The sequence below is a fragment of the Candidatus Accumulibacter meliphilus genome (assembly GCF_036625345.1).
Lineage (GTDB): Bacteria > Pseudomonadota > Gammaproteobacteria > Burkholderiales > Rhodocyclaceae > Accumulibacter > Accumulibacter meliphilus.
In genome coordinates this window covers 1-22,788 of record NZ_JAZKTZ010000011.1, presented here as the reverse complement: position 1 = coordinate 22,788, position 22,788 = coordinate 1, and the positions used below count along the sequence as shown (strand labels likewise).

At 62.8% G+C, this 22,788-nt stretch carries 14 protein-coding genes; 6 read left to right on the top strand and 8 right to left on the bottom strand.

The window, feature by feature from the left end; translation table 11 throughout:
• The first annotated feature begins 24 nt into the window (after window positions 1–24).
• From V5B40_RS19825 to V5B40_RS19800, 6 genes are all read left to right on the top strand, one after another.
• A complete protein-coding gene (locus V5B40_RS19825) occupies window positions 25–12,432 on the top strand; it encodes a PKD domain-containing protein (protein WP_332356117.1) in 12,408 nt (4,135 codons plus the stop codon).
• A gap of 284 nt (window positions 12,433–12,716) precedes the next feature.
• Window positions 12,717–13,049 carry a hypothetical protein gene (locus V5B40_RS19820; RefSeq protein WP_332356116.1) on the top strand — a complete coding sequence of 111 codons (333 nt, stop codon included), beginning with the start codon at window positions 12,717–12,719 and terminating at the stop codon, window positions 13,047–13,049.
• A 62-nt stretch (window positions 13,050–13,111) separates the two neighbouring features.
• Window positions 13,112–13,804, top strand: a complete 693-nt coding sequence (locus V5B40_RS19815; protein ID WP_332356115.1) for a hypothetical protein — start codon at window positions 13,112–13,114, stop codon at window positions 13,802–13,804.
• Window positions 13,805–13,992: 188 nt separating this feature from the next.
• Window positions 13,993–14,340 carry a hypothetical protein gene (locus V5B40_RS19810; RefSeq protein ID WP_332356114.1) on the top strand — a complete coding sequence of 116 codons (348 nt, stop codon included), beginning with the start codon at window positions 13,993–13,995 and terminating at the stop codon, window positions 14,338–14,340.
• A 241-nt stretch (window positions 14,341–14,581) separates the two neighbouring features.
• Complete coding sequence (locus V5B40_RS19805) at window positions 14,582–14,977, top strand: hypothetical protein (RefSeq protein ID WP_332356112.1); 396 nt, start codon at window positions 14,582–14,584, stop codon at window positions 14,975–14,977.
• A gap of 98 nt (window positions 14,978–15,075) precedes the next feature.
• Window positions 15,076–15,444 carry a DUF2846 domain-containing protein gene (locus tag V5B40_RS19800; protein WP_332356111.1) on the top strand — a complete coding sequence of 123 codons (369 nt, stop codon included), beginning with the start codon at window positions 15,076–15,078 and terminating at the stop codon, window positions 15,442–15,444.
• A gap of 63 nt (window positions 15,445–15,507) precedes the next feature.
• Here the strand turns inward: V5B40_RS19800 and V5B40_RS19795 are convergent, their stop codons facing one another.
• The 8 genes from V5B40_RS19795 to V5B40_RS19755 form a co-directional block, all read right to left on the bottom strand.
• Window positions 15,508–15,756 (bottom strand): CcdB family protein, encoded by a 249-nt coding sequence (locus tag V5B40_RS19795; RefSeq protein ID WP_332356110.1) that lies wholly within the window; start codon window positions 15,754–15,756, stop codon window positions 15,508–15,510.
• Window positions 15,757–15,771: 15 nt separating this feature from the next.
• Window positions 15,772–17,292 carry an IS66 family transposase gene (gene tnpC, locus V5B40_RS19790; RefSeq protein WP_332356109.1) on the bottom strand — a complete coding sequence of 507 codons (1,521 nt, stop codon included), beginning with the start codon at window positions 17,290–17,292 and terminating at the stop codon, window positions 15,772–15,774.
• A 162-nt stretch (window positions 17,293–17,454) separates the two neighbouring features.
• Window positions 17,455–17,700 carry a type II toxin-antitoxin system CcdA family antitoxin gene (locus V5B40_RS19785; protein WP_332356108.1) on the bottom strand — a complete coding sequence of 82 codons (246 nt, stop codon included), beginning with the start codon at window positions 17,698–17,700 and terminating at the stop codon, window positions 17,455–17,457.
• A gap of 191 nt (window positions 17,701–17,891) precedes the next feature.
• Entirely contained in the window at window positions 17,892–18,656 is a 765-nt protein-coding gene (locus V5B40_RS19780) for a cytochrome c (RefSeq protein WP_332356107.1), read from the bottom strand.
• Window positions 18,657–19,330: 674 nt separating this feature from the next.
• Window positions 19,331–20,968, bottom strand: coding sequence for an RHS repeat-associated core domain-containing protein (locus V5B40_RS19775; protein WP_332356106.1), 1,638 nt, complete (start codon window positions 20,966–20,968; stop codon window positions 19,331–19,333).
• Window positions 20,965–21,204 carry a hypothetical protein gene (locus V5B40_RS19770; RefSeq protein WP_332356105.1) on the bottom strand — a complete coding sequence of 80 codons (240 nt, stop codon included), beginning with the start codon at window positions 21,202–21,204 and terminating at the stop codon, window positions 20,965–20,967. Before V5B40_RS19770 ends, V5B40_RS19775 begins: the two co-directional genes overlap by 4 nt.
• An 83-nt stretch (window positions 21,205–21,287) precedes the next feature.
• Window positions 21,288–22,379, bottom strand: coding sequence for a hypothetical protein (locus tag V5B40_RS19765; protein WP_332356104.1), 1,092 nt, complete (start codon window positions 22,377–22,379; stop codon window positions 21,288–21,290).
• Window positions 22,380–22,562: 183 nt separating this feature from the next.
• The coding region (locus V5B40_RS19755; RefSeq protein WP_332356103.1) for a hypothetical protein at window positions 22,563–22,788 on the bottom strand (226 nt) is incomplete at its 5' end.

The following is a 22,788-nucleotide window of genomic DNA, read 5'->3' as shown; positions in this document are numbered from 1 at the left end:
CGCTCGCCAAGGGGAGAGGGATTGATGTTTCGACGCGCGAAACATTGGCTGTGGCTGATCCTGTGCTGGTTCATGCTCGCCGGTCACGTCTGGGCGATGCCCTGCGACGTCGACGACGACGGCGACATCGATCGCGACGACCTCAACCTCATCCAGCAAGCCATCCTCGCCCGGGCTCCGGTCAGCGGTCCGAACGACCCCCGCGACCCCGACAGCAACAGCCGCATCGACTCCATCGACGGCCGCCTCTGCGCCCTGCGCTGCACCCGCGCCAGGTGCGGCACCATCAACCAGCCACCATTCGCCAACGCCGGCCCCGACCAGAGCGTCAGGGTCGGCGGCCTCGTTGCGCTCAGCGGCGCAGCCTCGTCCGACCCCGACGGCGATCCGCTGCGTTACCTGTGGACGTTGAGCAACCGTCCCCTCGGCAGCCTCGCCAGCCTCATCGACGCCGCCACCGTCGCCCCGCACTTCATTGCCGACAAACCCGGGCAGTATCTGATCCAGCTCATCGTCAATGACGGCAAAGCCGACAGCGCTGCCGACACGGTTACCGTCAGCACCGAGAACAGCCGCCCGATCGCCAACGCCGGCCCCGACCAGAGCGTCCGCGTTGGCACTCTGGTCAGTCTCAACGGCGGCGGCTCGAGCGACGTCGATGGCGACCCCCTGCGCTATACATGGCAACTCGGCCGCGTACCGCCCGGCAGCGGCGCGACGCTGAGTAACCCCGACGGCGTCAGCCCGACGCTGCTGATCGACCGCCCCGGCAACTACCTGATCGCCCTCACCGTCAGCGACGCAACGCTCTCAAGTCTGCCCGACACGGTCGCGGTCAGCACCGAGAACTCGCCACCGGTCGCCAATGCGGGCGCCAACCAGGCGATTCCCCTTGGCGGAAGCATCGCCCTCGACGGCAGCCGCTCGTCCGACGTCGACGGCGATCCGCTGACCTTCCGCTGGTCGCTGCTCGCCCGCCCGGCCGGCAGCCAGGCCGTCCTCAGCGACGCCACTGCCGTCAGCCCCCGATTCATCGCCGATTATCCCGGCACCTACGTTGCCCAGTTGATCGTCAACGACGGCAGCGTGGACAGCGCCCCCGCCAGCGTTTCCCTGAGCACCGCCAACGCCGCACCGGTGGCCAACGCCGGCCCGGACCAGACCGTCCTGCTCGGCAGCCTGGTCAGCCTCGACGGCAGCGCGTCACACGACCCAGAAGGCGCCCTCGTCAGCTATAGCTGGTCGCTGACCGGCAAACCCGTCGGCAGCCATGCCACGCTCAACGACAGCAACAGCCTCAATCCCGGCTTCAGTGCCGACCTGCCGGGCGACTACATCGTCCAGTTGATCGTCAACGATGGCGCGCTGGCCAGCGCACCCGACACGGTCACCATTTCCACCGCCAACTCGCGGCCGGTCGCCGACGCCGGCCCGCCGCAGAACGTCGCCGCGGGCACCAGTGTGCGCCTCGACGGTCGTGCCTCGCACGACGTCGACGGTGACCTGCTGAGCTTTGCCTGGTCGCTGACAGCCGTGCCCGCGGGCAGCGGCGCAATGCTGTCGGCCGCCACGACGGCCAATCCGGGCTTCACGCCCGACATCGCCGGCACCTACGTCGCGCAGCTCATCGTCCGTGACGGCCGGCTCGACAGCCTGCCGGTCACCGTCGTCATCACCGTCAGCGCCGCCAATCGCAAACCGCTGGCGGTCGCCCAAGCCATTCCCACCTCCGCCCCGGTCGGCAGCACCGTCCTCCTCAAAGGCTCAGACTCGTCGGACCCCGACGGCGATCCGCTGACCTGGGCCTGGAGCATCGTCTTCCGTCCGGGCGGCAGCCTCGCCAGCATCGTCAGCCCGAGCGCTTCACAGACCTCGTTTGTTCCCGACGTCGTCGGCAGCTACACCATTCAACTGCTTGTGAACGACGGCAAGGTCGACAGCGCTCCGGCTCTGGTAGTGGTCGAGGCGCAGGTGGTAAATCAGGCACCAATCGCGCAAGATGACTCGTACCAAGTCGAGGTCGATCTGCTCACCGTACGGCCGACGGTGCTGTATGGGGTCAACTCGCAAACCACGCCGGATGTCCTGTATCGGTTTGACAAAACGACAGGTGTGGCGACGCCAGTCGGTCCAATTCGTTTGGCCTCAGGTGCGCACATCAATGTTGGTGGTGATGTCGGCCTCACCTACGACCCCTATTCTGATCGTTTGTACCTCGTCGACGGACATGTGATTCAGACACGCCTCATGATCGTCGACCCTGCCACTGGCATTACGGAATTCGTCGGCGCCGGCATTGGCGTAGACACTTTTGATCCGGGGCTTGCCTACGATCCGTACACCAAGCGCCTTTATATGGTGACGGAGCCCGGGGAACCGGCCGGCGGCACGTCACCCTCGCATATTCTCTTCGAGATCGATCTGACCACGGGAGCGGCGACCCGCATAGGAACCATGAACACCACTGCCGGTAACGTCGGCTTGGCGCTCAACTGGCGCAACAGGCAACTCTACGCCACGTTCGGCAAGGCCGCGACCACTGCTTTGTACCGTATCGACGTTAACTCGGGCGCGGCAACGCTGGTGGGGAGTTCTGGTGCCCGGCACTTGACGGGGCTTGCCTATGATCCGCAGAGCGACACGCTCTTCGCGTCCGACAGCGAGAGCGGGCGGCTCTATGGCCTCGATCCCACCACTGGTGCTGCAAGCCTCGTTGGCGCGTATGGTCTGAACAACGTCGAAGGGCTGGCTGTTCAGGCTGACCTCACCGGGAAACTGACGCAGCCTACGCCGGGAGTTCTCGGCAATGATAGTGACCCTGACGGCGATGCGCTCACCGCTATCCTTGTTTCTGGTCCGGCAAACGGGACGGTTGAACTAAGACCCGACGGTACGCTCAACTATGTCCCGAATTCCGGCTTTTTCGGTACCGATACCTTCAGCTATCGTGTAAGCGATGGTACTGCGGAATCGAATATTGCTTGGGCGTCTGTCACCGTACTTGCAGCGAACCACCCGCCCGCCATCTTGTCAGCCGGCATCGCGCCGAAGTGGACGCAGCTTGCGCCTACCGGCACGGCCCCCTCACTGCGATCACATGTTGGCAGCGCCTACGACGTTATCAATGATCGGTTGATTGTCTTTGGCGGCCAACAGGATGGCGGAGCCAAGCTCAACGATGTGTGGGTACTGGTGAACGCCACGGGCGCGGGGGGTACTCCGGCCTGGGCGCAGCTTAGCCCGGCCGGTGCTCCGCCGGCTCCGCGGCACGTGCACACCGCCGTCTATGATCCCACCGTCAATCGCCTCATCATTCACGGTGGCTGCCCGTCCAACTGCGGCACGGCTTTCGTTGATACCTGGGTGCTGACTCACGCCAATGGCCTGGGTGGAGCACCAGAGTGGATCCAGTTGCCCTCCGGCAGCAGCGACCTGACCGCCGGACACGCCTACGACCCGATCTCGAATCGCCTGATTCTCTTCGGTGGCTTAACTCCCGCAGCACCGTTCAACGACACGAGCGCGGTGCGGGTGCTTCTGGACGCCAACGGAATCGGTGAACCGCGATGGATCGATATCTCCCCGATTGGTACGCCACCACCACCACGCTCGGAGTTGTATGCCCTCGGCTACGACGGTGTGAACAACCGCCTGCTGGTGTTCGGCGGCTACCGCTGGCGCGACATCGACTACAACGACGTGTGGGTGCTGAAGAACGCCAATGGCCTGGGCGGAGCGCCCGAGTGGCAGCAACTCGCACCCGAGGGAACGCCACCCGACGGGCGCGCGAGCATGCCCTCGCACTATGACCCGAACAGCAACCGGCTGATCGTTTTCGGAGGGATGCGTCAGGGCGCAACGCCGGACACGGTTTTCGACGATACATGGGTGCTGTCCAGCGCCAACGGCTTGGACGGAACGCCGCAATGGACCCGGCTGGCTGCGTCCGGAATCGGTCCCGGGCCGCGCCGCAGCCATGCCACCGTCTACGACCCACGCAGCAATCGGCTGGTGGCAGGCCTGGGTTACAACGACCTGGACGGCGAAACGTTCAACGACGCCTGGGTCCTCTCCAACGCCTCCGGCCTGTGTACTGCGGGACAGCGGTGCACCTTCAAGGCCACTGCCAGCGACCCGGACGCGGGCGATACGCTTACCTTTTCGCTCGATGTCGCGCCGACGGGGATGGCGATCGACGCCGCAAGCGGAGCGATTGGCTGGACGCCATCGATCTCACAGAGCGGAGATCACGCAGTGACCGTACGGGCCACCGATCGCGACGGGCTTTTCGCGACGCAGACCTTCACCGCGACTGCCGCGCCGGTGTCGGTGCCGAATGTGGTCGGGCTGGCGCCCGAGTGGGCGGAGTCGTCCATCACCGCGGCGGATCTTACCGTTGGCATCAAGACCAGTCAGGGTGGGGCGGTGACGCTTAACTTCGACAGCTTGCCAAGTCGGCAGGGGTGGGGCTACGCCGCCGCCGGCACCGCTATTCCGGAGAGCGCGGTGTTCTCGGTGGGCGGCGGAACGCTGTCTCAGAACTCCATAGGCGCAGGCTTCCAGAGCGGCGTTGGCCATCGCCACGACATGCCCTCGGTGGCCGATGTTCGCCTCCCGTTTTCCATCACCGTGCGTGCCCGAGTTCTAGAGGAGGAGGGCGCAGTGGCGACGAACTCCTACGGATTCGGTTTCGGTGCGTATCTCGGCACACCCATTGGGACGGAGATCTTGCAGGTCGGACTTGGCGTCAGCCGAATAACCGATCGTTTTGATCAACCTCTTGCGACGGCTGTCGACAATACACAGTTCCACGACTACGTCTTTCAGGCAGTACCGGGCCGGGGCTCACAGCTCTTGCGTGACGGCACACTGCTGGGAATCAGCCGAACTCGTGTCGACGGTCCATCCAGCAATTTCATTTTCCTCGGAGACACGACTGCTGGCACGAATGCACGCGCCGAGACTACCGCCTATTCCTTCACCCAACCACGCGTCGTCGGCCAGAATCCGCCGGCGGGCACGCTGATGCCGAACAAAACTGCTGTTGATCTCACCATCGTCGACGGCCCGGCCACCGAGACCGTGCCCAACATCATCGGCATGTCGCAGCCGGCCGCCGAGGCCGCCATCCTCGCCGCCAACCTCAAGGTGGGCGGCATCACCAGTGCTCCGCATCCGACGATCCCGGCCGGGCAGGTCAGCGACCAGTCGCCGTTGCCGAATATCCACGTGCCGAAAGACACGCCAGTCGCGATCGTGATGTCGACCGGCCCGCCGGGCCCGGTCAATGTCGCACCGGTCATCACGTCGATGCCGGTGCTCGCCGCCACCGCCGGGCAGCCCTACGCCTATCAGGTGACGGCCACCGACGCCAACGTCGGCGACGTGCTCACGTTCTCCCTGCCCATTGCCCCGGTCGGCATGGCGATCAACCCGGCCACTGGCCTGATCGCCTGGACACCCACGCTCGCGCAAATCGGCAACAGCAACGTCACCGTCCGCGTTACCGACGCCGGCGGCCTCTTTGCGGAACAGGGCTTCATCCTCACCGTTGCCACGCCGCCACCGACCAACCAGGTGCCCTCAATCGCTTCGACGCCGCTCACCGCCACTGTCGCCCGCGCCTCCTACAGCTACGACGTCGATGCCACCGATCCCGACCCGGGCGACGCACTCGCCTTCGCCCTTCCGACCGCCCCTTCCGGCATGACGATCAACGCCACCACCGGCCTGATCGCCTGGACGCCCACACTCGCCCAGGTCGGCGACCATTCCGTCGTCGTCCGCGTGACCGACACCGGCGGCCTCTTCGCCGAGCAGAGCTTCACTATCACCGTCAGCACGCCGCCGCCGACCAACCAGCCCCCGTCGATCACCTCGACGCCGCTCACTGCTGCCACCGCCGACACCCTCTACACCTACGACGTCGACGCCAACGACCCCGACGTCGGTGACGTGCTCAGCTACTCGCTGACCACCGCACCTGCCGGCATGAGCATCGACCCCGCCGGTGGCCTCATCCAGTGGACGCCGAGCGCCGCCCAGACCGGCGATCACCCGGTCGAAGTCAAGGTCCAGGACGCCGGCGGCCTCGCCGCCACCCAGCCGTTCACCATCACTGTCGCCGCTGTCGCCGTCTGCGCGCCGCCGCCCGTCGGCTTGATCAGCTGGTGGCCCGGCGAGGACAACGCGCTCGACCGCGCCGCCGCCAACGACGGTAGCGCCGAGAGCGGCCCGAGCTTCGCGCCCGGCCTGGTCGGCCAGGCTTTCCAGTTCGACGGCCTTGACGATCTGATCCGCATCGCCAGCAGCCGCACGACGAGCTTCGGCGGTGCCTTCAGCGTCGAGTTCTGGTTCAACCCGGCGACGACGATCGACACAGGTACGCCGAACCAGGTGCTGCTGGCCAAGGGGCGGTATTCCGAGGGCGGAGTCAACGGAGTCAACGCACCGGTGGCGATCCAGGTGCTGGGCGGCGACGGCCGGCTGCTGGTGCGCATGCCGCCCGCCCCGGCGCTGGTCAGCACCACTACCACCTGGCCAGCCGGTACGTGGCAACACATCGCACTGAGTTGGGACGGTGCGCACTATCGCCTCTACGTCAACGGCATTGAGGAAGCCGGCCTCGACAACGCCTTCTCGATCATCGACAGCACCGACGAGATCACGCTCGGCAATGCCGATGGTTTTGCCGCCGCGGGCTTTGCCGGCCTGGTCGACGAAGCCGCACTCTACAACCGGGCCCTGAGCGCCGCCGAGGTCGCCGCGGTGCATGCCGCGCGTGGCCTGGGCAAGTGCACCGCCACCTACAGCCGCGCCGACGCGGGCCCCGACCAGGCGGTAGGAGTCGCCACCACCGTCACCCTCGACGGCAGCGTCTCGCGCGCCTTCGACGGCGCGCCGCTGAGCTACCAATGGACGCTGGCCACCCGTCCGGCCAGCAGCGCCGCGGTGCTCAGCGACGCCAGCGCAGTCAACCCGACCTTCGTCGCCGACCAGGCCGGCGTCTACACCCTCGAACTGGTCGTCAACAACGCCGGCCGCAGCAGCGCGCCGGACAGCGTCAGCATCACCGCCGCGCAGGTCAACCACGCGCCGACGATCAGCTCGACGCCGATCACCGCCGCCACCATCGACAGCGCCTACAGCTACCCGGTGATCGCCAGCGACCCCGACGTTGGCGACACGCTCAGCTACTCGCTGCCCATCGCTCCCGCCGGCATGAACATCGATGCCGCCAGCGGCCTGATCCAATGGACACCGGTCACCGGGCAGGTCGGCAGCCACAACGTCAGCGTCCGCGTGCAGGACGCCGGCGGGCTGTTCGCCCTGCAGCCCTTCGTCCTCGTCGCCGCGGCCGCGCCGGTCCCGGTCAGCGTGCCGAACGTCGTCGGCCAGGAGCAGGCGGCGGCGCAAAGCGTGCTCACCGCCGCTGCGCTCGGCGTCGGCACTGTTGCCACGGCCAGCAGCGAAAGCGTCGCCGTCGGCCACGTGATCAGCCAGGATCCCGCCGCCGGTACGCTGGTCAACAGCGGCAGCGCCGTGAACCTCGTCGTCTCCAGCGGCCCACCGGGTATGTCGGTAGCCTCGATCCGCGTCACGCCGATCGCCCCGCTGATTCTCACCGGCCAGACGCAGGCCTTCACCGCCACCGGCATCCTCTCCAACGGCTCCAGCCGGCCGTTGAGCAGCGGGCTCGTTTGGGCGAGCAGCAACCCGGCCGTCGCCAGCATCGACGCCGCAGGGGTCGCCACGGCGCTCAGTGAAGGCAGCACGACCATCAGCGTCAGCGAGGGTGGTGCCACCGGCAGTACTGTCTTCAGCGTGGCGCTGGCAACGGCTGGCGACAGCACGCTGCCGGTGGCGGCGATCACCTCGCCGGCCGATGGTGTCGGCGTCGTCGCTGCCGTGCCCATCGTTGGCACCGCCAGTGACGCCAATTTCCTCAAGTACGTCCTCGAAATCGCTCCGTTCGAGACCGGCACCTTCAGCACCCTCGCCGTCGGCACGACGCCGGTCACCGACGGCACGCTGGCCACGCTCGACCCGACGACGCTGGTCAACGACCTCTACGTGCTGCGACTCACGGTCATCGACCGCGCCGACAACCGCAGCCACACCGAAATCACCGTCCAGCTCAACCGTGACAAGAAGGTCGGCAACTTCACGCTCGCCTTCCAGGATCTCAATGTCCCGATGGCCGGCATTCCGATCAGCGTCGTGCGCAGCTACGACAGCCGCGACAAGAGCCTGGGCGATTTCGGCATTGGCTGGCGGCTCGACGTCCAGAGCCTGCGCCTGCGCGTCATCGGCGTCGGCGGGCAGGGCTGGGAACAGATTCGTTCAGGTGGCGTTCTCAGCCGCCGCTACACGATTTCGCCGACACGCCTGCACAAGGTCGCCATCACCTTGCCCGACGGCAAGGTCGAGGAGTTCGACCTGACCGTGTCGCCGAGCAGCCAGGGCTTCGTGCCGATCCTGGTCGTCGATGCCGTCTATTCACCACGCGCACTCACTCGCGGCAGCCTGCGCGCGCTCGGCGAAACGCGGCTGGTCACCTTCGGCGCCGTGGGCGCCATCGACCTGCTCACCGAATCGGGCCTGGAGGTCTTCAACCCGCAGGAGTTCGAATACACCACCGCCGAAGGCCAGGTCGTCCTGATCAGCCGTGTTGACGGCGTCAGGCAGATCCGCGACCGCAGCGGCAACACCGTCAGCTTCTCCGCGGCCGGCATCAGCCACTCGGCCGGCAAGAGCATCAGCTTCAGCCGCGACGCCCAGAACCGCATCACGAGTGTCACCGACCCGAACGGCCATGTGCAGAACTACAGCTACGACATCAACGGCGACCTCGCCAGCCATACCGACGCCGAAGGCCGCAGCACCGGTTTCCTCTACAACTACGACCACGGCCTGATAGAGATCCGCGACCCGCGCGGCGTGCGTCCGATTCGCAACGAATACGACGACGCTGGCCGACTGATCAAAACCATCGACGCCTACGGCAAGGAAATCAGCTACACGCACGACCTCGGCGCCAACCGCGAGGTGATCACCGACCGTCTCGGCAACGCCACGATCCACGTCTACGATGATCAGGGCAATGTCACGCAGACCGCCGACGCGCTTGGCGGCGTCACCAACCGCAGCTACGACGCGCGCGGCAATACGCTCAGCGAGCAGGATCCGCTTGGCCGCACCCGCAGCTACACCTACGACGGCCAGGACAACCGCCTGACCGAGATCGACCCGCTCGGCAAGACCACCACCTACCGCTACAACGGCAACCGCCAGGTGCTCAGCGTCATCGACGCACTCGGGCGCACGACGAGCAACACCTACGATGCCGCCGGCAACCTGACCAGCAGCACCGACCCGGCCGGCAACGTCACCAGCTACAGCTACGACAGCCGCGGCCTGCAACTCACCCGCACCGACTCGCTCGGCAAGCTGAGCAGCTACGCCTACGACGCCAGTGGCAACCTGACGACCGAGACCGACGCCCTTAACCGCGTCACCACCTACACTTACGACGCCAACGGCAACCGGCTGACGCAATCGACCACACGCAGCACAGCCGGCGGCAGCGAAACCCTGCTCACCAGCTTCGTCTACGACCGCGACAACCGCCTTACGCAGACCACGAATCCCGACGGTTCGGTGACCCGCATCGCCTACAACGCCATCGGCAAGCAGAGCCTCACCACTGACCAACTCGGCCGCGAAACGAAGTACGACTACGACGACATGGGTCGTCTGATCAAGACCACCTATCCCGACGGCCGCAGCGAAACCTCGGCCTACGACGCCGAAGGCCGGCGCATCAGCAGCACCGACAGGGCAGGGCGTACCTCCGCCTCGACCTACGACGCGCTCGGCCGGCTGACCGCCAGCACAGCGCCCGACGGCACCACCACCAGTACCGCCTACGATGCCGCCGGACAGGTCGTATCGAGCACAGACGCACGCGGCAACACCACCGCCTATAGCTATGATGCCGCCGGCCGCCGCACCCAGATCACCGACGCCGTGGGCAGCATCACGACCTTCAGCTACGACGACGCCGGCAACCAGACGCGGGTCACCGACGCCAACGGCAATGCCGTCGCCTTCACCTACGACGCCAACAACCGCCGCACGCGTACCACCTACGCCGATAGCACGTCCGACCAGGTGAGCTACGACGCCCTCGGCCGCCAGGTCACCAAGACCGACCAGGCCGGCAAGACCACCCAGTTCGCCTACGACGCCCTCGGCCGGCTGACCAGCGTCACCGACGCGCTTGGCCAGATCACCCGCTACACCTACGACGAACTCGGCAACCAGCTTACCCAGACCGACGCCGAAGGACGTACCACGAGCTTCGCCTACGACAAGATGGGCCGGCGTACCACTCGCACGCTGCCGCTCGGCCAGACCGAAAGCATGAGCTACGACGCTGCCGGCAACCTCAAGACCAAGACCGACTTCAACGGCAAGACCACCATCTACGCCTACGACACGCTCAACCGCCTGCTCAGCAAGACGCCCGACGCCAACCTCGGCCAGCCGCCGGTCGTATTCACCTACACCGCCTCCGGCCAGCGCGCCAGCATGCAGGATGCCAGCGGCAGCACCACCTACAGCTACGACAACCGTGACCGCCTGCTCAGCAAGGCCACCCCGCAGGGGACGCTCAACTACAGCTACGACGCCGCCGGCAACCTGACCAACATCCATTCGAACCACAGCGGCGGCGCGGCGATGGACTACGCCTACGACGCGCGCAACCGTCTGGCTAGCGTCACCGACGCCAACGGCAGCACTACCTACAGCTACGACGCCGTCGGCAACCTCGCCGGCTTCCTCTACCCGAACGGCGTGCAGACCAGCTACACCTACAACACCCTCAACCGCCTGACCAACGTCACCGGCGCCGAGTCAGGCACGCTGGCCAGCTACACCTACACCCTTGGCCCCACCGGGAACCGCACCGCGGTCACCGAAGCGAGTGGCCGCCAGGTCGACTACAGCTACGACGACCTCTATCGCCTGAAGAGCGAAACGATAAGCGCCGACCCGACCGGCCCGAATGGCGCCATCACCTACACCTACGACAAGGTCGGCAACCGCCTCACGCGCAGTTCGACGGTCGCCGTCATTCCCGACCAGAGCTTCGCCTACGACTTCAATGATCGCCTTGATGGCGAAGGCTACGACGACAACGGCAACACGCTGACCTCGGGTAGTCGCAGCTTTGGCTACGACTTCGAGAATCACCTGGTTACGGCTAATGGCGGCGTGAGCTTCGTCTATAACGGCGACGGGATCCGTGTGGCGAAAACGGCCGGCGGGGTAACGACCGGTTTCCTGGTCGATGACCGCAATCCGACGGGGTATGCGCAGGTACTTGAGGAGATCGTTGGCGGGTCAGTGGCGAAGAGTTACACGTATGGCTTGAAGCTGGTCAGTCAGAAGCAGGCGAGCGGGGTGAGTTTTTATGGGTTCGATGGGCATGGAAGTGTCAGGTATTTGACGGATGCGAGTGGGGGGGTGACGGATACGTATTTTTATGAGGGGTTTGGGAACATGGTGGGGCACACTGGAAGTGCAGCCAGTACCTATCTTTACGCAGGCGAAACCAGGGACGAAGGCGTTGCCCTTGATTACCTAAGAGCCAGGTATTACGACTTCGCTCGAGGTCGATTTCTGAGTCGCGATCAATACGAGGGCAAAGAAGTGCGCCCTCAGACATTCCACAAGTACATATACGGCCATGCCGATCCTGTGAACAATAAAGACCCTAGCGGCCTGAGTTCATTGTTTGAGATCAGCGTCAGCATCGCTATCAACCAGATCACAACGAAATCACTCTTGGCTGCATATTACAGTAGGCACTTCGCCTTCCTGAGAAAAGGCTCGGAGATTGTTCACTGCGAGCTTCAGCCTCAATACCATCGGAAGAATTTCGCCCTCGCTGCCATTTCGAATGGCTTCGTCGACCCAGCAGTAATAGACACGTATAACGATTCAAGTGAAAAGATCATCGCGGGCCTTAATCATCTGGCCAGGGCCGCAAGAGATGTGTACGCCCCGGACTTCTTCGATCTGCTAACGAGCCCATTGGAGCTGAGTCGGCTCTCTACAAACACAACGCACTATGATCGAATAGTTGATCATGGTACGGAATGGATGGGAAATATCGAGCTTCGTAAATATTGGGGATACGCAAAAATCCTAAGTACGCTCGGAAAAGCTACATTGCGGATGTACAGAGATATGCAGACGCTTGGATCGAATAGATTTGAAGGCTGTCGGCGAACTCGATATGCGAACTATGTTTATGATGTGTGGAGTGGGTTGTCTGATTTTATCAAGGAAAACGGTGACATCTCAGCAGATCCGGATTGGGTCGCGCAGTACACGTATTTTCAATTTAATCCTGGACCTTAGGGAATCGCGGATCAATTGACCACGAGCGGCGGGGTCAGAGAGGGCGGCGGGGTCAGGTCTTTCCTTTTGCCTCGGCTGAAAGGTGTTAATGGCTGTGCGACACTAAGACAACTCGATGTAGCACTTATTGGCGCGACGAAGCGGAAGATTAAATCGGATGAGAAAACCAACTGGCGTATTGCTGACAACAACGGGTGGCGGGGTCAGGTCTTGACTCTTGCCCGCTTAGATCTGCGAACAATAGGGTCTCGGCACGCAGCCGCCAAAGCGGGAAGGGAAACGCAATGAAAAAGCAGGTGGCCGCCTTTTTGGCAATGGCGCTTGGTGTCGTCGGATGCGCGAGCGAGATTACTCGTTACCCGGCAGAGCTATCTCGGGCGAGGCAGTCGCAGAACAAAATGTTTGTCGCGTCGCAAACGGTTTCGGTGCATCCCGATTCCGGCTATGAACGGAGCATAAAGCTCGGGACCGAGTTTGTGGACGCCGGGGGAATCGCGCAGGGCAGCATACTGAAGCCGACGAACGCCGTTTTCACCGTCGAACGGCGTCAGGTCTTGAGTTTTGCCTTGCCAAAGAACGGGGATGTAGCATTTGCCGTGAGTCGCTGCGTGCAGTAGTTCTGAATTCAGGGGCGTGTTGCTGTTGTTGAAGTCGTCTAATAATGTGAGGGGGTGGCGATATGAAAAACGTTTCTTCGAAGGTTTGCTCGTGTGCAATGTCATTTCTTGGGTTGGTTTTTAGCGCTCACGCTGTTGCCTCGGTTGTCGCTTACACAAATGAAAGAGACTTTCAGAACGCGCTGAGTCACGACTTTGTGCTCGTAAACCTGGACGCCTCGCCGCTGTCTGGCTTTGCAAGTGGCTATCATGTAGAGGATGCAGGCCCGGCGGCTGAATTTACATTGCTTGGTATTGATTTTCGCTATGTAAATGCGCAAGTGGTAGATGGACACGCTTATCAGATTCCAAAGCCAGGACGTGATCGCCTTATTTTGAACGGGAATGGATGGAACGGAAATATTGTGTTTGATTTTATCGCGCCAATTAGCGGTGTTGGGGCGTGGTCAAACTTTATTGATGGCGGTGTAATTCGTGCCTATGATAGTCCAGGTTTGATGGGTAATCTAATTGGCTTTGCGGATTTAAATGGAGGTTCCTTCGGAGGTTTAATCAGTAGTATTCCTGTGCTTTCCGTTGAAGTTACCTGTGATTTTAACTACGATCTCAAATGTGGTGTATTTGACATTCAGTTTGATAGGGCCGTGTCTTCCGTTCCAACTCCGCCCACTTTTTGGTTGTTTTTGACAGCGATTGCAGGATTGTTCGCGCGAGGCGGTGGGGTCAGAGGCGGTGGGGTCACCAACCGGCGGTAGGGTCAGGTCTTGACTTTTGCCTTGCCAAAGAGCAGGGATGTGGCATTTGCCGTGAGTCGCTGCGTGCATTAGTTCTGCATTCAGGGGCATGTTGATGGTGTTAGAGTCGTCTATCAATATGAGAAGGTGGCGATATAAAAGACGTTGCTTCGAAGGTCTGCTCGTTATCGAGTGTCAGTGCGATTGGCGTGCTATTCGCTCTAACTTCACTGCCGGCACAAGCAGTCTCGGTTAAGGTAAATATTACTGTCGATAACTCCTACGCACTCTTCTACGGCACGCAGACTGCTGCGACGAACTTCGTTGGCAGCGACTTCAGTTGGCCGACCACGGAGACTTACAGTTTCAATCTGCCGGCCGCAAACTTCCTCTATGTGGTGACCGCTTCGGATCTCTCGGTGGCTCAGGGTTTCCTGGGGCAGTTTGAGAACCTCGACGCCGGATACACGTTTTATAGCAGTGATGCGCAATGGCAAGTCATGGCCACCGGACTGGGCAGCGCTGCGCCGCATAGCGGAAGCGTTGCTGACCCATGAAATCCTGGACGCCAATGCTGGAGGCAACCCATCGAACGGGTGGACTGGCCTGACCGCCGGCCCTGCCAACGGAGCAGCGCCGTGGGGTAGCCGTCCCAGCATCGACGCGGCCGCCCGATGAACAAGAGTCGCGGGGTCAGGTCTTTCCTTTTGCCTCGGCTGAAAGATGTTAATGGCTCTGCGATATTAAGACAACTCGATGTAGCATTTCTTGGCGCGACGAAGCGGCGGATTGAATCGAATGAGAAAACCAACTGGCGTATTGCTGACAATGGTATTCGTGATCGGCGGATGCGCGAGCGAGATCAATCGTTACCCAGCACAACTGTCGAGGATGAACCCGCCTCAAGAGACGATTTATGTCGCGTCTCAAACGGTCTCGGTGCATCTGGATTCCGGCTACGAGCGGAGTATCAAGGCCGGGACCGAGTTTGTTGACCTCGGTGCAATCACTCAAGGGCGCGTACTGAAACCGACGAACGCGGTGTTCACCGTCGAGGGCGCGCATATGCATGAGGCGTATCCGGTTGTAAGCAGTGGCCGCCTCGTCGGCTTCTATCTTCCCGTGGAAAAATCGTTTTCACCACTGACTGAATCAATAAACCTGCCGCTCGAGGCAAAGGAGCTCCCGCAATGAAATTCAATCGTCTCTGTGCTGCAGTGTTAATCCCTCTGCTTCTCGCCGCTTGCGCTTCCGGACCAAAGCTAGCGGAAATGAAGTCGGCGATTCCGACCTTGAGCGCCGATCAGGGCCGCATCTATTTCTATCGCAGTGGCAGCATGGTGGGTGCAGCGGTTCAACCATCGATCATGCTGAATGGAACCGTGATTGGTGAATCGAAACCCGGGGGGTTCTTCTTCGTCGACCAGGCTCCCGGCAGCCAGGAGGTAAGTACCTCGACCGAAGTCGAGAAGAAGCTCACCTTCACCCTTGATGCCGGTCAGACGCGCTACGTTCGGACGGTCATTGGCATGGGCTTTTTTGTTGGGCGCGTGTACCCGGAACTGGTCGATGACGCGACCGGCCAGAAGGAACTCGAGGACGCAAGCTACATCGGCAGGCCGCTTGGCCAGGGGGCGAACAGCGGCGGCAAGGCGCAGTGACGTTGTGGTGGTGCACGTGAAGCCGAGCACCTCCCGGGAGTTCTCCCCGTCAAGGGAGCACGGCTATATCCCGGTGATCAGCAAGTCGAGTGCGGCGATGATCTCGTCTCGACGCTGCACGAGGTCTGCGATCTGGGTGCCAAGGTGCTTTTTCGGAATGCCCGCCAGTTGGGGAGTGAGCATGGCGTATTGCTTGCCCTCGACTTCGAATACGGGAGTGAGCGTGTCGAGCAGTTTGCCCTTCATTGCCGCGGCCGGGCAGAGAGGTACGACCACGCGCGTTCCGAGTTCCGCAATCAGGTCGCTCTGCACGTTCAGAGTAATCGTTCACTCCCCTATGCCAAGCTGAAGCGCCCTTTGCGAGCGGCGACGACAGGTCTCGATGACACTGGCCAGGAGAGCGAAGGCGCGCGATCCCTCTTCGGAACGTGTGCCGTGGCTGATGTAGCGCGCAATGACCCAGTGTCGCAGCGCCTGTTCGGCGGCGTTGTTGGAGAGCGGCAGCAGGGGCTCGGCGAGCGGGCGCAGGATGACTTTCCAGTCGTGGAGGAATTCGCGCACGACACTACGCAGAGCCGGATGCTGATCCGTCTGATGCACCTCGCACAGGTGCTGGAGCCGTTTGACCTCGGCGGCGTAGATCTCGGGTAGCGCCTGCGGCGGCGGATCGAGCCGCGCCGCATAGATACCCGCCATCAGCGCGGTCAGGATAGCTTCCATCTCTTGCCCAACCCGGGACACCCGGCCATCACTGGATTCGGCCAGCCCGCGCAGCTTGCGCATCAGGTGGGGCCAGCAGCGCAGGCGGTTTTCCCAGTTTCGGTAGACGACGTAACCGTCGCTGATGAGAATGCCGGTATAGCCGTCCTGCAGGGCGTTCTCGAGCATCTCGCGGGTACGTGGGCCGATGAGGTACAGCACCGTAGAGGTGCTGACCAGCGCCCACAACCACAGCAGCACGCCTGATTCCGACCACGACGTTTCATCGACGTGCAACTGCGCCGCCTGCACGATGTCGGCGACCAGGGCATCCTCCAGCGGGAAGCTGGCACGGCCGGCTTCCCGGATCGTCTCATCGATCACGCCGGTGCTCAGCGACAGGTCGAAGACTTCCCGCAGGAGCTCGCGAATGCTCGCTCGTGACAGGCGCATTCGCAGCGCAAGCAGAACGATGACGCCGGCCAGGCGAGGACCCACCAGGCGCCATTCGCCCAGCTCAACCTTTTCCCATTGCGCGTCGGGCGGCGCCCGCCAGGGCATGGCACGGCTGACGTGCCCGCAAGCGCAGCGCCCTTCAAGCAGCGTGTGGCGCGTGACGCTGAACATCAGCCCGATGCGGCCCTCGACTGGCGGCGCGATATCGACCTCGTCCCAGGCCGTGTAAGCCTGCGACTCGGCATCCTCCGCCAGGACTGCACCACAAGCCGCGCAGCTCTCGGGTCGGTGCGCACAACGGTCAGTAACGGCCAGTTTCTGCGTGCGACCATGGCCTTGACTGCCAAGTTGCTTGCCCGGCGGCTTTCCCGAACCCTTTCGGGGCGATGGGCGTTCGGTTACTGGTGGCGTGGTCTCTTGCGCTGGCGCCGAACCCTCTGCGGTTTCGGCAGCGGCTTCGCCAGCTCCGCTTTCGGTTGGTGCGCCGTTGCCCACGGCCGGGTCGGGCGCCTTCTCCCACGGTGCCTTTGTGCTCGGCGGCCGCGAGCTATTGCCCGGGTTTTGGTTCAGCCGATCCTGTAACTCCTTAACGTCGTGCAGCAGTCGCTTCGATACTTCCAGCAATAGCTCCGCCGGCAGCTTCTTCAGCCACTCGTCGTCCATCTGGAAAAGGTCATGCTTGCTTAAACGCATCTCGTCGTGGCCATCGTGTCGCCGTCATGGTCACGAATTATGCCGCAAAAGCATGGCGTTGGCGCCGTTTCTTAAGGGGGAGTGAACGGTTACCGTTCAGAAGCAGCGGGTAATCGGCGACGGTGTGCGGGTTCGGATTCCGGTAGGCACCGAACTGAGGCATCAGAACGTCCGCAGTCCATCGCTGAACGACCCATGCTCCTCGACGTGATCGTTGTACGCCGCAATCGCTGCCCGGTTCTCCGCCAGCCATTGTTCGCGCTGCCGTTGCTTGAGGGCTTCAAGTAACGCCTGCTCGAAGGTGGCGGAGAGGTTGATATCCATTTCCTTGGCCTTGCGCAGCAAGTCCGCGTTGACGCTGAGATTTGTCGCTTTCTTGGAGGCTTGCGTGATATAGGTGGCGCGCATGTCGGGCGTCCTGTTCGTGATCATGCGCATAGTCTATACGCATCACGGTACGCAGGGTAAGAAACGACAGCCTCTCAGTCGGCCGGCGGAAATCTGCTCGATCGACTCCGGGTGATCTGCGCACAGTACGGGACGCCGCCGTGCCCACTGTGAGTGCAGCACGTGCAGCGCCTGATCGCTGTCGGTGCGCGCTATCCTCCCTGCTTGTGGCGAGCCATATGCCGCAGGTAGGCGATCACCTCGTCGATTTCCTCGGCGGTCAACTCGGTTGGCGGCATTCTTGCGCGGGCCCGGAACTGGTTTGGATCGTGCAGCCACTGACGCAGAAAGCTGGTGCTACGGTATTCAGTGATGTTCTTCGGAATGTTCAACTCGGGGCCGATTTCGCCTCCCTGCAGGTTGACCGAGTGGCATTTCAGGCATTGCTCGCGAAAAATGGTGAAGCCCCTGGCGACTGCGCTGTTCGCGGATACTCCCGTGGGAAGGACCAGAGGGAACTTGCTGGCGAAGGAGACGGCTTCGATCCGGTTCATTTGAAATGGCCAGGAAAACACCTTCGAGTCCGAGGTGTTGGCGCTGACGACGATGAATGGCGCCGGATTGGTCATCGTCTTGCCGGTGGGGATGAGCGACCACTGGCCCGGGATGCCGTCTTCGCCGTAAGCGAGCCGGAGGTCGAGTTTCGCGACGTTGGCCACGGCGGTGCTGCTCTGGTAGCCGTCCAGGCAATGGAAAACCAGATCTTCGGCGTTGCTCGCACCCATCAGCTTGAGAACATCGGCGAGCGAAAACGTGAGGTAGTTAACCGGTCGGCCCAGATCCGGATTGACGACCTCAATCTCGCGTGTTTCCAGGAGGTCACGCAAATCGTCGAGGCTGAGGCTGCGACTGCCGCGCCCATTGTCGACGGTCAGCATGGGATTCGAGGATTGGGCGATGACCGATGCACTGATCACGAGGGTAGCGAGGGCCAAGATGGATCGAGCGACGAATGCGTTCAAGGAGTTTGCTATGTCGTTGCGTTTGGAAAGACCCAATGATACGGCAAGGTGTTTGTCTCTGCGGGTTGCAGATTGGCGTCCATTCTGGGCAGATAGGCAGAATCGGGGTTTGTGGCGTTTCGTGTGAAACCGCCTCCGCTGAGGCGGATGCCTCTGCCGGGCCCTTCGGGTGCCCCCAGCCACCCCTGACCCCGCGCCCGAGGGAGGTGAAGTCCTTTCTGCCGGACCGGCTTGGGTGCCGGCCAGTGGCCTGCTCCACAGGAAACGACATAGAGCCATCTATGTGCGAACGAATGGACTCATGAGCAACAGGGCGATGATTGTTATGCCCGTGATATTTAGGAAGGCGGATGCACGAAAGAGTCTTGCGGCGCGAGGGTCTCGCCGAGTCGATACCACGATGCCAAGGAGGCAAATACAGAAGAAGGCCGCCGCCGCGAAGAAAAACGAAATGACGGTATCCCGGCTCAGGATAATCGGCGAGACACCGTCGAAATAGAACTTGTACGCCTTAAAGAAAGCAGCTCCTGCCCGCTCAACAATTAGGGCGAGTTCAACTAATGCAAGTGCGAAGGCACAACATGCGAGTAGCCGCAGATATATAGCGGACGTTGCCATGATCTTTGCCCCTAATTTGAATTAATGACCACGATTTTCCCGTATCTAATTAATCGCTCCGTCGACGGTGCCCATGGACGCCGAGATTTGCTCTGTACGACGACGCTGTCCGCCAAGGTCTGACGAACCAAGTCTCGCACCTCGTTCCAGTTCTTGGCATCGTCGGCCGCAATGCATCCGATAGTTCGGCCTGGTCGGTGCAGGCGAAAGTAATCCCGGCCGCTTCGATCGTGGGTGTCGTCACCATATGAAGGATCAACAGGTTCCAAGCGGTAGAAGTCCGGGTCCGGATGCTGCAGAATGTCATAGATCCCGTTGGGAATCGGTTCTCCAAATGGATGGCCGCCAGAGACGAAGATTCCCGGTATTGATTGGCCGGTTTCCAAATCGCTGATGGTGAGTCGGCCAGTAGCGTTGTCGTACACGCCATAAACCCACAAACCCATGGGGTCGCCGTTACTCAAAGGATTCGCAGTGCCATAGGCGTAGGTATTTATGCCCCCCGCCAACCCAATCGGATCGCTCTGCAAATACCTCCCCGTCTCCGGATCATAATCCCTGAAGTAGTTGTAGCTTAGACTGCTCTCCCGATCCGCATACTGCCCCGGGAAGCGCAGGTTCAAGGTGAAGGCCTGTGCGTCACCATCCGGGTCCTCCTCGGGCGGAGTCATTCCGAAGGGCTCGGAGAGCGGCAGGTTGCGCCAGACAACCCGCTTGGCTTGGTCGGTGACCATCCGTGGGGTGTTCAGATGATCGTTGTGCAGATAGTAGACCTGTACGGCAGTATCGTTCGTTACCGTGATTGGCACCGCCGCCGACCAGTTCGTTGCGCCGCTGTCGTCGGTCGCGCGGGCCTTCAGCGCGTAGCGACCTGCTTGAACCGGGCCCCAAGTGATGCGATACGGCGCGCTGGATACCGTACCAATCGGCGTGCTTCCCTGATAGAAGGTCACGGCGGCAATCTGGCCATCGCCGTCGGTTGCGTCGGCGCTGACGATCATCGTTGCCGGGGCCGTGAAGCGCTGGTTGGCGAGTGGAGCGCTCAGGCTGACCGTCGGTGGCGTGTTGCTGGCGCTGGCGTTGATGTTGACCGTGTCCGGCGCACTGGCCACTTGCCCGTCATGGACGATCAACTGAACGACATAGTCACCGGCGAGGTCCGCCGTGAAAGTCGGCGAGGCGCTGCTGCTGCCTGCAATTAGTGCGGCGCTGCCCGGCGGTTTGCCGATCAGCGACCAGGCCAGACTGAGGTTCGCGCCCTCGGGGTCGCGCGAGGCGCTCCCGTCGAGAGTCACCAGGTTGCCGCGCGGCACGCTTTGGTCGGGGCCCGCGTTGGCCACCGGCGGGCTGTTGGTCGCGCTGCAGCGGGCGCGCGTGCAGCGCAGGGCGCACAAGCGCCCATCGAGGGAGTTGATGACCCCGTTGCCGTCGGCGTCGCGCGGATCGCCCGGCCCGGTTGCGGGGAGGCGGGCGAGGATGGCCTGCTGGATGAGAGCGAGGTCACCGCGATCGATGTCACCATCGCCGTCGATATCACAGCTCAGCGCGCCGGCCTGAGCACTGAAGACAAGAGCACCGAGTGCCAGCAGCAGTCGGTGCCACGGCGACCGAAGTGGCGATTGCGTCTGCGCCGAGTCGATCGTCTTCATTGCAGCACCGCCAGCGGCACGTCGTCGAGCCACAGATACTCGCGCGCGATGCGGCCATCCGGTGTGCTCTCCGCCAGCAGGTGACCCGCGGGGTCGTAGTGATAGACCACATCGGTCGAACCGGTCTTGCGAACGCGTTCGCCAAGGCCGTTGTACTGGTAGGCAGTCAGCCCGGCTGCGGTGCTGGCCTGGACCAGGCGGCCCTTGCCGTCATAGGCAAAGCTGTTCGTGCCCATCGCTGATGATGCTGCCGTTGGCGTCGTGGCTGTAGATCCGGGGCGGGACGCTGCCGACGCTCTGCAGATGGTTGTTGGCCGGATCAATGGTGTAGGCGCGGGTGCTGCTGCCGAGGGTGTGGCTGATGCGGTTGCCGCTGGCGTCCCAGGCGTAGCCGTAGCTGGTATTGGGCGGATTGGCGCTGGTCAGGCGGTCCTGCGCATCGTAGCCGTAGGTGATGCTCTGGGTGGCGTTGCCGACGTCGAACTGGGCAGTGATTCTTCCGGCGAGATCGTGGTTCAGCAACCAGGTCTGGCTGCCCGAGGGTGTAGCTTGCGATCCGGCCGTCCTGGTCGATGCTGCGGTAGTGCGACTGCCCGGCGCCGTCGACGTAAGCACTCACCCCGGCGAAGGGGTGGTAGCTGATGTTTCCCGCGATGACCCGGGTCTGGCCGCTGCCGCCGGGGGCGGTGTCGGTGAGGCGAACTTCGCTGATGCGGCCGGCGCCGTCGCGAGTGTAGCTGACCTGGCGACCGCTCGGGAGCGTGATGCCGGCGAGTCGACCGGCAGCCCAGACGTAGCTGACCGTGTGCGCGACGTTACCAACGCTGCGCGTCTGGCTGAGCAGGCGACCCTGCGGGTCGTAGCTGCTCTGCACGCTGCCGGTAAGCTGGTTGTTGCGGTAGTCCTCGATTCGCGTCAGGCGACCAAGGCCGTTGGCGCCCTGGTCCCAGAGGTAACGTGTCTCGCTGCCGTCATGGTAGGCGGCCTGGGTCCGGCGGTTGAGGGCATCGTAGGCATAGCTCGTGACCTGGCCTTTGGCGTCGGTACGGGTGACTGCGTTGCCGGCGGCGTCATGGGTGCTGGTCGTCTGGCCGGTGTCGGGGCTCTGTTGCTGCAGGCGGTTGCCGAGACCGTCTTCGGTGTAGATGGTGCGCAGGTGTCTTGGGTCGGTGACCTGGATCAGGCGGTTCTGGCCGTCGTACCGGTAGCGGGTCTGGCCGAGATCGGGATTGGTAAGCTGAATCAGTCGGTCGAGGCCGTCGTAAGCGAAGAGCGTGCGCTGGCTCAAGGGGTCGGTGAGCGTGCTGCGGTTGCCATTGGGGTCGTAGGTGTAGGTGGTGATCTGGTCGCGAGCGCCGATGTCCTGGACCAGACGGCCGAGCGCGTCGAAACTGCGGCGGCGGAACTGCACAAGCTGGCGGCCGGGTCGAGAGAGTCGTCGCGGATGCGGTTGCCCATGGCATCGAGCGTGTAGCGCGTCTGGTTACCCAGGGAATCGGCGATCGCGATGAGTCGATGTGCCTGATCGTGGCTGTAGTGCATGCTGCTGCCATCAGGCAGGGTGATGCGCGTGAGCTGCCCGACGCCGTCGTAGCTATAACTGGTGACTTCGCCGCCGACCGCGCGGCTGCTCAGCCGCTGACGCGCGTCGTAGGCGAGGGTGCTGGGGCGTGCCATTGGCGCCGATGACGGTGAGCGGGTTGCCATTGAGGTCGTAAGCGGTGACCTGGGTGACATGGCCGATGGCGTTGGTGACGGTGGCGAGCTGGCCGCGGAGGCTGGGGTCGGGGTCGTTGGCCGGGTAATAGGTGAAGGTGGTG